Here is a 12,878-nt window from a genome sequence, read left to right as displayed (position 1 = left end):
TAAGTGGATTTTGTCAAAAATTTAGTGGTTCTGTTAGTAATAACGAAATTTTTGGCATTTTTTATGGGTGTTTCATTAGGAAACAGCCGACACGTAATTTGTACTTAATGATGTTTTTTAGTTGCATCGTTAAGCTTCTTTCTTCTTTACGGAGGTTAAATTGACTAAATCTGCCATTTTAGTGCTTGAAGACGGCACTGTATTTAAAGGCACCGCTATTGGTGCAGACGGAGCGGCTGTTGGTGAAGTAGTATTCAATACTTCAATGACCGGTTACCAAGAAATTCTTACCGACCCATCATATGCAGAGCAAATTATTACCCTAACTTACCCGCATATTGGTAATACAGGTACCAACAGTGAAGATGAAGAATCAAACACTATTTGGGCAAAAGGTTTAGTTATTCGTGACTTACCGCTATTAGCGAGTAATTTTCGAAATGAACAGAATTTAAGCGACTACCTAAAGGCACGTAATGTTTTAGGTATTGCTGATATTGATACGCGTAAACTAACACGTATTCTTCGGGAGAAAGGTGCTCAAAACGGTTGTATCATGACCCTAGACACAATGTCTGAGGCTGCAGAAACAGACGCTTTAGCTCAAGCAAAAGCATTTCCAGGTCTTAAAGGCATGGATTTAGCCAAAGTTGTTTCAACCAAAGAACAATATCAATGGACAGAAGGTAGCTGGGAATTAGGAAAAGGTCACATTACCCCTGAAAACTCGAAGTTTCATGTAGTTGCTTACGATTTTGGTGCCAAACGCAATATTTTGCGCATGTTAGTCGACCGTGGTTGTAAGGTAACAGTAGTGCCAGCACAAACACCAGCCGCTGATGTTTTAGCAATGAATCCAGATGGCATATTCTTATCAAATGGCCCAGGCGATCCAGAGCCTTGTGATTATGCGATTTCTGCTATTCAATCATTTTTAGAAACACAAACGCCAATCTTTGGTATTTGTTTAGGTCATCAACTTCTTGGCTTAGCCAGTGGAGCGGGTACCATTAAAATGAAATTTGGTCATCACGGTGGCAATCACCCCGTGAAAGACTTTGAACGTAATGTCGTGATGATAACTGCGCAGAACCATGGTTTTGCGATTGATGAAAATAAAATGCCCGCGAATTTGAAAGTAACGCATGTGTCATTATTTGACCAATCAATTCAAGGTGTACATCGCACCGATAAGCCTGCATTTAGTTTTCAAGGTCATCCTGAAGCAAGTCCTGGTCCTGCAGATGCGGCACCATTATTTGATCATTTTATCGATTTAATGAACGAAGCCAAAGCTTAGCCCTTAAACAAGATATAGAGAGAACTGAAAAATGCCAAAACGTACCGATTTAAAAAGTATCTTGATCTTAGGCGCTGGCCCAATTGTTATTGGTCAAGCATGTGAATTCGATTATTCAGGCGCACAAGCCTGTAAAGCACTTCGTGAAGAAGGCTACCGAGTTATTTTAGTTAACTCAAACCCTGCAACTATCATGACAGACCCTGAAATGGCCGATGCAACTTACATTGAGCCTATTCACTGGGAAGTTGTGCGCAAGATCATTGAAAAAGAACGTCCTTGTGCGGTTTTACCGACTATGGGTGGGCAAACCGCTTTAAACTGTGCTTTAGAACTTGAAGCAAAAGGCGTATTAAAAGAATTTAATGTTGAAATGATCGGCGCAACAGCTGATGCGATTGATAAAGCTGAAGATCGTTCTCGTTTCGATAAAGCTATGAAAGCAATCGGCTTAGATACGCCAAATGCTGAAATTGTTCATACGATTGAAGAAGCGCACGCCGCTAGTAAAATCTTAGGCTTTCCTTGTATCATTCGACCTTCATTTACTATGGGGGGGACCGGTGGTGGTATCGCTTATAACCGCGAAGAGTTCCATGAAATTTGTACTCGTGGATTAGATCTCTCGCCAACCTCTGAATTATTGATTGATGAATCATTAATTGGTTGGAAAGAGTATGAGATGGAAGTGGTTCGCGACAAAAATGATAACTGTATTATTATTTGTTCGATTGAAAACTTTGACCCTATGGGTATTCATACCGGTGATTCTATTACGGTTGCTCCAGCACAGACGTTAACTGATAAAGAATACCAAATCATGCGTAATGCATCGATTGCGGTTTTACGTGAAATTGGCGTAGAAACAGGCGGATCTAACGTACAGTTTGGTATTTGTCCTAACACTGGCCGCATGGTTATTATCGAGATGAACCCACGTGTTTCACGTTCATCAGCACTTGCTTCAAAAGCAACAGGTTTCCCAATAGCTAAGATTGCTGCAAAATTAGCGGTCGGTTATACGCTTGACGAATTAACTAACGATATTACCGGCGGCGCAACTCCAGCGTCATTTGAACCGACTATTGATTATGTTGTTACTAAGATTCCACGTTTTAATTTTGAAAAATTTGCTGGCTGTGAAGACCGTCTAACCACGCAAATGAAATCTGTTGGCGAAGTAATGGCCATTGGCCGTAACCAACAAGAATCATTACAAAAAGCGTTACGTGGCTTAGAAGTTGGCGTAAATGGTTTTGACTCTATGGTTGATGTTACTCAGCCGGGCGCTAAAACTAAAATTATGCACGAACTTCAAGAAGCTGGCGCTGACCGTATTTGGTATATCGCTGATGCGTTTCGCTTAGGTTTATCAGTTGATGATATTTATCGCTTAACTATGGTCGACCGTTGGTTCCTTATTCAAATCGAAGATATCGTTTTAGAAGAAGCTAAAGTTGCTGCCGGCGGTTTAAAAATATTAACCGCCGACTATTTACGTAAACTTAAACGTAAAGGTTTTGCTGATTCTCGCCTTGCCGATTTAATTGGTATAGCCGAAGCTGAAGTGCGTAAAAAACGTCATAAAGCTAATATTTTCCCGGTATACAAACGTGTTGATACCTGTGCGGCTGAATTTAGTTCAGATACAGCTTACATGTATTCAACCTACGATGAAGAGTGTGAAGCAAACCCAACCGATAAAGAATCAATTATGATCTTAGGTGGCGGCCCAAACCGTATCGGTCAAGGTATTGAATTTGATTACTGTTGTGTACATGCGGCATTAGCATTACGCGAAGACGGTTATGAAACTATCATGGTCAATTGTAACCCTGAAACTGTTTCAACCGATTACGACACATCAGACCGTTTATATTTTGAATCTATCACTTTTGAAGATGTTCTTGAAATTGTTCGTATCGAAAAACCTAAAGGCGTTATTGTGCAATACGGTGGTCAAACACCGCTTAAATTAGCGCGTGCTTTAGAAGCAGCCGGAGTGCCTATTATTGGTACCTCTCCTGATGCAATCGATAGAGCAGAAGATAGAGAACGTTTTCAACAAGCCGTTGAACGCTTAGGTTTATTACAACCAGAAAATGCGACGGTGACTTCATTAGAAGAAGCAATGGCTAAAGCTGAAGGTATTGGCTTTCCGTTAGTTGTTCGTCCATCTTATGTTTTAGGTGGTCGTGCGATGGAAATTGTTTATGACCTAGATGATTTACGTCGATACATGACAGAAGCTGTTAGTGTTTCAAATGATTCACCAGTCTTGCTTGACCATTTTCTTGATGATGCGATTGAAGTCGATATCGACGTTGTTTGTGATGGTACTGACGTTGTTGTTGGCGGTATTATGCAACACATTGAACAAGCGGGTGTTCACTCAGGTGACTCAGCATGTTCATTGCCAGCTTATAGCTTAAGCCAAGAAGTCCAAGATGTTATGCGCAAGCAGGTTACCGACTTAGCATTTGAGTTAGGCGTTATTGGCTTAATGAACACACAAATGGCGGTTAAAGATAACGAAGTTTACATTATTGAAGTAAACCCTCGTGCTGCACGTACCATACCGTTTGTTTCTAAAGCGACATCTGTGCCACTAGCTAAAATTGGCGCACGTGTCATGGCTGGCAAGTCACTAAGAGAACAAGGGATAACGAAAGAAATTATTCCTCCATACTTTTCAGTGAAAGAAGTGGTTATTCCGTTTAACAAGTTTCATGGTAGTGATCCTTTGGTTGGTCCTGAAATGCGCTCTACGGGTGAAGTGATGGGCGTTGGCAAGACATTTGAAGAAGCATACGCAAAAGCTTGTTTAGGTGCCGGTGTATCTGTGCCTAAATCAGGTCGTGCGTTAATCTCTGTTCGTAACAGTGATAAAGTACGTGTGGTTGATTTAGCGAAACAGTTGGTCGCTTTAGGTTATGACGTCGATGCTACTCATGGCACAGCGATTATCCTAGGTGAAGCTAATATTCCATGTCGCTTAGTTAATAAGGTACAAGAAGGTCGTCCGCATATTCTTGATAGAATCAAAAATGGTGAATATAGCTATATTATTAACACCACAGAAGGTCGTAAAGCGATTGAAGATTCTAAAGTCTTGCGTGGAGGAGCATTGCGCTATAAAGTGGCATACACGACTACTTTGAACGCAGCATTTGCAACATGCCAATCTCATGCAGCTGATGATAGAAATACGGTAACATCAATACAAGAATTGCATAAGCAATGTAATTAATATTGAAGTATGTAAGGCATTTATTTATTATGAGATAAATGCTTTATAAAAAATTGTTATATAAGGGTGGTTATACTTTTTAAGTAAGCCACCTTTATCATTTAAAAAGAAGAGAGAAATGACAAAATATCCAATGACACTTCTTGGTGCTGAACAGCTGAAAGAAGAGCTTAGAGTTTTAAAAACAGAAAAACGCCCACGTATTGTTAAAGATATCGCTGTTGCCCGTGAACATGGTGATTTAAAAGAAAATGCAGAATACCATGCGGCTAAAGAAGAGCAGGGCTTTTGTGAAGGCCGAATTCAAGATATTGAAGGTCGACTGTGTAATGCTCAAGTTATCGATATCACTAAGATACCCAATCATGGCAAAGTGCTTTTTGGTACAACAGTTACCTTATTAAACATTGAAACCGAAGTTGAAGTCACTTATAAAATTGTTGGCGATGATGAAGCAGACTTTAAAACCGGTCGTATTTCATTAAACTCACCGATTGCCCGTGGTTTAATTGGTAAAGAAGTTGATTCTGAAGTTGAAATCACCATACCTGGTGGCGTTGTTGAATATGAGATTGTTTCAGTCGAATATATTTAATATACAGCTAGAGTAAACCCAGTTACAAGAGACCAAGCCCATTATGAAAATAATGGGCTTTTTTATGTTAAGCCCTGTTATTTTAGTACTTAAATCACGAGATCTTAAGGTTGTCATACTGAATTTATTTCAGTATCTAAGTGACGAGATCCTGAAACGAGTTCAGGATGACGGAGTTTTTGTTATCTACAAAAAAGCAATACTTCAGTATTAAGGTGAGAGAGCTCAGGTTTAGAGTAATATTTATGTCAGTATCTAAGTAACGAGATCTTAAAGTCGTCATGCTGAACTGGTTTCAGTATCTCTGTGACTAGATCCTAAGTTCGTCATGCTGAATTTATTTCAGTATCTAAGTGACTAGATCCTGAAACGAGTTCAGGATGACGGAGTTTTTGTTGTTTACAAAAAAGCAGTACCTCAATGTTAAGGTGAGAGAGCTCAGGTTTAGAATAATATTTATGTCTCTATCTAAGTAACAAGATCTTAATGTCGTCATGCTGAATTTATTTCAGTATCTAAGTGACGAGATCCTGAAACCAGTTCAGGATGACGGAGCTTTTGTTGTTTACAAAAAAGCAGTACCTCAATGTTAAGGTGAGAGAGCTCAGGTTTAGAATAATATTTATGTCTCTATCTAAGTAACTAGATCCTAATGTCGTCATACTGAATTTATTTCAGTATCTAAGTGACCAGATCCTGAAACGAGTTCAGGATGACGGAGTTTTTGTTGTCTACAAAAAGCAGTACTTCAGTATTAAGGTGAGAGAGTTCAGGTTTAGAATAATATTTATGTCAGTATCTAAGTAACGAGATCTTAAAGTCGTCATGCTGAACTGGTTTCAGTATCTCTGTGACTAGATCCTAAGTTCGTCATGCTGAATTTATTTCAGTATCTAAATGACCAGATCCTGAAACCAGTTCAGGATGACGGAGTTTTTGTTATCTACAACAAAGCATGAATAATTCCAATCGTGTCAATAACAAAGAAAGATGATGTTTATAAAACGATTACTATTAATTGTTATCAACTTTTCGTAGTATTTAATGAATGAAGAATATAGGTTTTATGAGCTGATTTATCGTGGAGATAATATGAAAAAAGTAGCATTTGTTGGTTTAGGCGTTATGGGCTATCCAATGGCCGGACATTTACAAAAGGCAGGCTTTGATGTTTGCGTTTATAACCGTACGACTGCGAAGGCAGAACAATGGGTGCAAGAGTTTGGTGGCTGTTTAGCTCAAAGTCCAAGAGAAGCCGCCCAAGGTTGCGAGATCGTCTTTTCCTGTGTTGGTAATGACAATGATGTTAGACAAGTTGTTTTGGGGGATGACGGTATATTCGCTGGCTTAGCTGTTGGCGCTATTTTGGTCGATCACACTACCGCTTCAGCAGAGCTGGCAAGAGATCTTGATGCACTAGCAAAATTGCAAAAAAAGCACTTTATTGATGCACCCGTATCCGGTGGCCAAGCAGGCGCAGAGAATGGTGTATTAACGGTTATGGCCGGTGGTGACTTGACTATTTTTGAACAGGTAAAGCCAGTCATGGATGCTTATGCCCGCTTTAGTCAATTAATGGGGCAGGTAGGCTCGGGTCAGTTAGCTAAGATGGTTAATCAAATATGTTTTGTAAACACCGTACAAGGCTTAGCAGAGGGCCTTAACTTTGCCCAGAAGGCAGGTCTTGATACTGATAAGCTAATAGAGACCATTTCTAAAGGTGCAGCAGGTTCATGGCAAATGGATAATCGTGGTAAAACGATGTGTGCCCGAGAATTTGATTTTGGTTTTGCCGTCGATTGGGTGAGAAAAGATTTAGCTATGGCGTTCAGTGAAGCAGAAAAGATCGGCGCTGACTTAACCATTACTAAACAATTAGACGGTTATTATGAAGAGGTACAGAACAAAGGCGGTAGCCGTTGGGATACATCTAGCTTGATCGCTCGTCTAGATGATTAACAAGTTAACTTGCTAGCCGTCTGACAATTAAGATAGCCAAAAAATGTATTAGTATAATTAACGTCTTAAATTTAGCGTAAAAAATAGCCTGCATATAACTGCAGGCTTATCTTATGTGGCTCCTTAGCTCTTTCTTTGACTCTTTCTTTAGCTATGGACTTGAACCAGGGAGAAACGCTGACTTTATTTAAGCACAGTCCGTTGCTCTACCAACTGAGCTATTGAGCTTTCTCAGATTATTAAATTTAGTGTAAAAAAAAGCCTGCAAATATTTGCAGGCTTATCTTATGTGGCTCCTCAACCTGGACTTGAACCAGGGACAAACGGATTAACAGTCCGTTGCTCTACCAACTGAGCTATTGAGGAATTGTTCTTTATGTAGTTGCCTTTAATAATGAAAAGCGACTATTTTTATTCACTACTATCAATTAATTGAAGTAGTCATTCAAATAAAAAAAAGCCTGCAAATAATTGCAGGCTTATCTTATGTGGCTCCTCAACCTGGACTTGAACCAGGGACAAACGGATTAACAGTCCGTTGCTCTACCAACTGAGCTATTGAGGAATTGTTCTTTTCTAAAGCCGCTTTAAAATTCAAAGCCACTCATCTTAATTTGGCTCCTCAACCTGGACTTGAACCAGGGACAAACGGATTAACAGTCCGTTGCTCTACCAACTGAGCTATTGAGGAATTGTTTTGTTTGCCAAGGGTCTTGGCTAACGGGGCGAGATATTAAATGTCCGTGGCGGAACTGTCAACACAAAATGTAGAAATAAATCATTATTTTGTTTGTTTGCTTATTTTGTCGACACTCAGTCTGCTTTATCTTCAAGTTCAGTGCTTTTTTTACACTTGGGCTATATAAGTTACTATTACACAAAGTTATCCACTGAATCTGTGGATAACTTTGTGAGTTAAAGTGTAAAAAAGCGTAACTTGGGTGAAGAATGCACGTTACAGCTAAATGGCTATATAAAGATGATTTGTCTTTTTATATTTATAACAGTGACTTAGCTAGTTTTGTTGTCTACTTTACTATCTTAGTGTGATTTTTGTTCAACGTCAGTTTTTATACCCATTTGCAGTGAGTTATACAAAAGTAAAGATATTTCAACGTTATTATTTATTTCTTTTTAACATTAAATTTATATAAAAAATTAAAATGAAGTTGAAATAAAATATATACATAGCGAGTCTTATCACTATCTTTTACAATACTTTGCTATTCTCCTGCAAAGACAAGCAAAAGCTACCTTTAAATGACCGAAATAAATAAAAAGAAAAAAATCAATTTACTCGAAGACCCTGTTGCAGAAACCATTAAACGTATGACTATACCTATGATATACGGTATGGTTTTGTTAATGACTTTTAACTTGGTTGATACTTTTTTCGTTGGTTTACTCGGTACACAACCTCTCGCAGCAATCAGCTTTACCTTTCCTATTACCTTTACCGTGATCAGTTTAACCATAGGTTTGGGTATTGGCACATCAGCTGTTATTGCCAAAGCCTTAGGTAAAGGTAATGATGATTCTGCAAAAAACTCAGGCACAGCAGCGATATATTTAGCGGCAATAATTGTCGGTATTATATCTTGTGTTGGTTATTATTTTATTGATGAAACCTTTTTATTACTGGGAGCGAGTGAAAGTTTATTACCGCTTATTCATCAATACATGGATATCTGGTTTATTGGCAGTATTTGTTTAATTGGACCTATGATAGGTAACGCTATTTTAAGAGCATCCGGTGATACCAAAACGCCAAGCATAATTATGGGCAGTGCCGGTTTAATTAATGCGATATTAGATCCTATTTTTATTTTTGGATTAGGTCCTATACCGGCCATGGGAATACAAGGTGCGGCTATTGCGACGCTAATCTCTTGGGTTTTTGGACTCTTATTGGTTTTATATATTGTTGGTATCAAGCGACAATTAATTCACACTACGCTGTTACCTTTGAAAACATTTATTGCGTCGAGTCGAGGTATTTTACATATCGGTTTACCAGCAGCGGGGGCTAATATGCTTACGCCAATAGCCGCTGCTATTTTAACCGCTATTGTAGCAAATTATGGTGAGTCGGCTGTTGCAGCCTTTGGTGTTGGCTCTCGTATTGAATCTATAGCTTGTTTAGTTGTGCTGGCTATGTCGATGACTTTACCTCCTTTTATTAGCCAAAATTTTGGTGCTGGTAATATGCATAGGGTTGAGACAAGCTATAAAGCATCAACAAAGTTTATCATGGTATTACAATTACTTATTTATTTTCTACTGGTGTTAATTGCGCCATTTATCGCCGATGTTTTCTCTAAAGAACAAGCGGTAGCAGATATTATTGTACTTTTTATTTGGATACTTCCCTTAGGTTATGGTTTTCAAGGCGTCATTATTTTAACTAATTCTTCTTTTAATGCACTTCATAAGCCGTTAGTCGCATTAGTGCTTAGCGCTATCCGACTTTTTGTTTGTTATGTGCCTTTAGCCTATTTAGGCAGTGTTTATTATGGTCTTGAAGGATTTTTCATTGGTGGAGTCTTTGGCAATTTTATTATGGCGATAATTTCATACCGTTTATTTGATAAACAATTTCCGCATGAACTTACCCAAGCAAAGGATGTTTCTTAATGAAATCAATGGATTTAAAGTCAGATTACACCCCTAATGGTGACCAACCAGCAGCGATTAAACAGTTAGTTGATGGTATTGGAGATGGCTTAGCGCATCAAACGCTATTAGGTGTTACTGGCTCAGGAAAAACCTTTACTATTGCCAATGTTGTTGCAACCTTAAATCGTCCAACAATGATGATTGCCCCCAATAAAACCCTTGCTGCACAACTTTATAGTGAGATGAAAGAGTTCTTTCCAAATAATGCGGTTGAATACTTTGTTTCTTATTATGATTATTATCAACCAGAAGCTTACGTGCCAACAACAGATACTTTTATAGAGAAGGACGCCTCTGTAAACGAACATATCGAACAAATGCGCTTGTCGGCTACTAAGGCCTTGCTAGAGCGTAGAGATGTTATCATTATCGCTTCAGTGTCTGCTATTTATGGTTTGGGTGACCCCGACTCGTATTTAAAGATGATGCTACACATTAGTGTTGGCGATATTATCAACCAGCGCGATATTTTACGACGCTTAGCTGAATTACAGTACAAGCGTAACGATGTAGCTTTTCAACGAGCAACTTATCGGGTGCGCGGTGATGTTATTGACATATTTCCTGCTGAATCAGATCGTTTGGCGTTACGTGTTGAATTGTTCGACGAAGAAATAGAACGTTTGTCGATGTTCGATCCGCTGACTGGACAAGTTGACCGCACGCTAGATCGAGTAACCGTATACCCTAAAACACATTACGCGACCCCAAGAGATAAAATTTTATCAGCAATAGATAAAATTAAAATCGAGTTAAAAGAGCGAGCAACTTTTTTAAAGGATAATAACCGCTTAATTGAAGAGCAACGCATCGTGCAACGTACTCAATTCGATATTGAAATGATGACAGAGCTGGGTTATTGCTCGGGTATTGAAAATTATTCTCGTTACTTATCAGGGCGTGGGGAAGGGGAAGCACCACCGACTTTATTTGATTATTTACCTGACGATGGTTTATTAATTATTGATGAATCGCATGTAACCGTGCCGCAAATAGGTGCTATGTATAAAGGCGATCGTTCTCGTAAAGAAAACCTAGTGAACTATGGCTTTCGTTTGCCATCTGCATTGGATAACCGTCCGATGAAGTTTGATGAGTTTGAAGCGTTAGCGCCACAAACTATTTATGTTTCAGCGACACCAAGTAATTACGAGATTGAAAAGTCAGGTAATGAAATTGCTCAGCAATTAGTTCGTCCAACAGGCTTACTTGATCCTATCATCGAAGTTCGTCCAGTCGAAACACAAGTAGATGACTTATTATCAGAAATTCGAAAACGTGTCGTGATACAAGAGCGTGTTTTAGCGACCACGCTAACCAAGCGAATGGCAGAAGACCTTACTGATTACTTAGATGAACATAATGTAAAAGCCCGTTATTTACATTCTGACATTGATACCGTAGAGCGTGTTGAAATTATTCGTGACTTTCGTTTAGGTAAGTTTGATGTGCTCGTTGGTATTAACTTGTTACGTGAAGGTTTAGATATGCCAGAAGTCTCCTTAGTGGCGATTTTAGATGCAGATAAAGAGGGATTTTTACGCTCAGAGCGTTCACTTATTCAAACGATTGGACGTGCTGCCCGTAATATTAATGGTCGAGCTATTTTATATGCGGCGAAGATCACTGGCTCTATGAAAAAAGCGATTGATGAAACTGAACGAAGACGTGAGATGCAACATCAATACAACCTTGATAATAACATTACGCCTCGGGGAGTCATTAGCAAAATTAGTGATGCACTTCATAATGGTACGGTATCTTCAAGTAACACCTTATTAAATGTAGCTGAGCAAGCTTCAGATTATAAAATATTATCAATTAAAGATATTGATAAAAAAATTAAGCAGCTTGAAAGTGAAATGCTTAACCATGCTCAAAATCTAGAGTTTGAACAAGCTGCTAATTTACGTGATGAAGTGGCAAAATTAAGAGAACAGCAGCTATCTCGTTAAATAGATTTGTCATCACTTAAGCTCAAACATCATATATTGGCTGATGATGTTTGAGACGGACTCACAATTGCAATATGGCAAGTGGCTAATGTCATTGATTATTTTATCTTGAATATCTAAAGGAAACAGCATTAGCTGTTCAAGATAAAGATGTGCTTGAACTTCGTTATTATTATTAACGAAGTCCACCAGTCGACTTGCATGATTCTTCCAAATAACACTCATATACATTACCTCTGAAACTTAAATAACTTTATGCTCCTTTATTCATAAGCCAATCTAACGGTGATTAATGGTATGAGACGATGATCTTACCCCATTAAGCTCAGTTTAAGTTTAGAGTATCTCAGCGGAAGGGTTATATGTTTTAGGAATTAAAACCCTTTGTTTGCAACCTTGTTTTATAAGTAAGAGGTACTTTAGTGCTAACTATGTGATGTTTGATGATATTTAAAATTTTATGATCGCTGTAGACATCTCTATTAAGGTCAATTTAAATTTCCCTTAGGCGTTTTTATCTCAATAAACGACCCTTTACCGCTTTGTAAAGGGTGTTTTACTCTATCGTAGACAATAAAAAACCAGTCTAGTGACTGGTTTTTTTAATTTTACCTAGTGGTAAATATATACGCTATATAGGCCTATGGTTTAGTTGGACCTGCACCACTACGACTTACTGCGTTAGATACTCTTGCCATTTTACCCGATGAAGCATGCTTGACACGATCTTCACTAGCAATGAAGTCCGTAGGAACTTCATTCATGGTGGTAATTGATTCTGTTTTAGTCATTGGCGCAGATGATTTACCTGGCTTACTACCTTTACTAGAAACTTTCCCGGCTTTTGAGCTCACTTTAGGGCTTGGTTTTCTTGAAATAACGCGCTTTGGCTTTTCAACCGCAGTTTCAACTTCTTGCTCTGCAACTTGAGGTTCATCAAAAGGTAAATCTTGTTGAACTTCTGCTTTGCTTGTTTCAACAGTCGTCGTTTCAACCACTGTTGTCTCAACCGTCGTTGTTGCTACAACAGTTGTTTCAACTGCTGGCTTTTCAGCTACCGGTGTATCAACCGTGGTCGTTTCAACGATCGTTGTTTCAACTAACGGTGTGGTAACAACCGTGGTTTCAACAACAGGTGCTTCA

At 38.7% G+C, this 12,878-nt stretch carries 6 protein-coding genes, 3 tRNA genes and 1 pseudogene; 6 read left to right on the top strand and 4 right to left on the bottom strand.

Going from position 1 to position 12,878, the window contains the following annotated elements:
* Positions 1-160: 160 nt before the first annotated feature.
* From carA to H4J56_RS14585, 4 genes are all read left to right on the top strand, one after another.
* Positions 161-1,300, top strand: a complete 1,140-nt coding sequence (carA, locus tag H4J56_RS14600) for a glutamine-hydrolyzing carbamoyl-phosphate synthase small subunit (RefSeq protein ID WP_070376486.1) — start codon at positions 161-163, stop codon at positions 1,298-1,300.
* A 31-nt stretch (positions 1,301-1,331) separates the two neighbouring features.
* Entirely contained in the window at positions 1,332-4,550 is a 3,219-nt protein-coding gene (gene carB, locus H4J56_RS14595) for a carbamoyl-phosphate synthase large subunit (protein ID WP_070376487.1), read from the top strand.
* 118 nt (positions 4,551-4,668) lie between these two features.
* Positions 4,669-5,145, top strand: a complete 477-nt coding sequence (gene greA, locus H4J56_RS14590) for a transcription elongation factor GreA (protein WP_070376488.1) — start codon at positions 4,669-4,671, stop codon at positions 5,143-5,145.
* Between the two features lie 1,092 nt (positions 5,146-6,237).
* A complete protein-coding gene (locus H4J56_RS14585; protein ID WP_182216280.1) occupies positions 6,238-7,104 on the top strand; it encodes an NAD(P)-dependent oxidoreductase in 867 nt (288 codons plus the stop codon).
* Positions 7,105-7,394: 290 nt separating this feature from the next.
* On the opposite strand, the gene H4J56_RS14580 is transcribed toward H4J56_RS14585, so the two are convergent.
* The 3 genes from H4J56_RS14580 to H4J56_RS14570 all read right to left on the bottom strand — a co-directional run bounded on the left by H4J56_RS14580 (position 7,395) and on the right by H4J56_RS14570 (position 7,795).
* Positions 7,395-7,470, bottom strand: a tRNA-Asn gene (locus H4J56_RS14580).
* 123 nt (positions 7,471-7,593) lie between these two features.
* Positions 7,594-7,669 (bottom strand) — tRNA-Asn (locus H4J56_RS14575).
* A gap of 50 nt (positions 7,670-7,719) precedes the next feature.
* A tRNA-Asn gene (locus tag H4J56_RS14570) sits at positions 7,720-7,795 on the bottom strand.
* A 569-nt stretch (positions 7,796-8,364) separates the two neighbouring features.
* Between H4J56_RS14570 and H4J56_RS14565 the strand changes: the two genes are divergently transcribed.
* Both H4J56_RS14565 and uvrB read left to right on the top strand, forming a co-directional pair.
* Positions 8,365-9,738, top strand: a complete 1,374-nt coding sequence (locus tag H4J56_RS14565; protein ID WP_182216278.1) for an MATE family efflux transporter — start codon at positions 8,365-8,367, stop codon at positions 9,736-9,738.
* Positions 9,738-11,735 carry an excinuclease ABC subunit UvrB gene (gene uvrB, locus H4J56_RS14560; protein WP_182175759.1) on the top strand — a complete coding sequence of 666 codons (1,998 nt, stop codon included), beginning with the start codon at positions 9,738-9,740 and terminating at the stop codon, positions 11,733-11,735. Before H4J56_RS14565 ends, uvrB begins: the two co-directional genes overlap by 1 nt.
* Positions 11,736-12,376: 641 nt before the next feature.
* Here the strand turns inward: uvrB and H4J56_RS14555 are convergent.
* Positions 12,377-12,878: pseudogene (locus tag H4J56_RS14555) on the bottom strand (hypothetical protein); the annotation flags it as partial.

It is taken from the genome of Colwellia sp. BRX8-4, assembly GCF_014077345.1.
In the GTDB taxonomy this organism is placed as follows: Bacteria; Pseudomonadota; Gammaproteobacteria; order Enterobacterales; family Alteromonadaceae; genus Colwellia_A.
The sequence above is the reverse complement of the archived record's forward strand: the minus strand, read 5'-3'. Positions and strand labels throughout refer to the sequence as shown.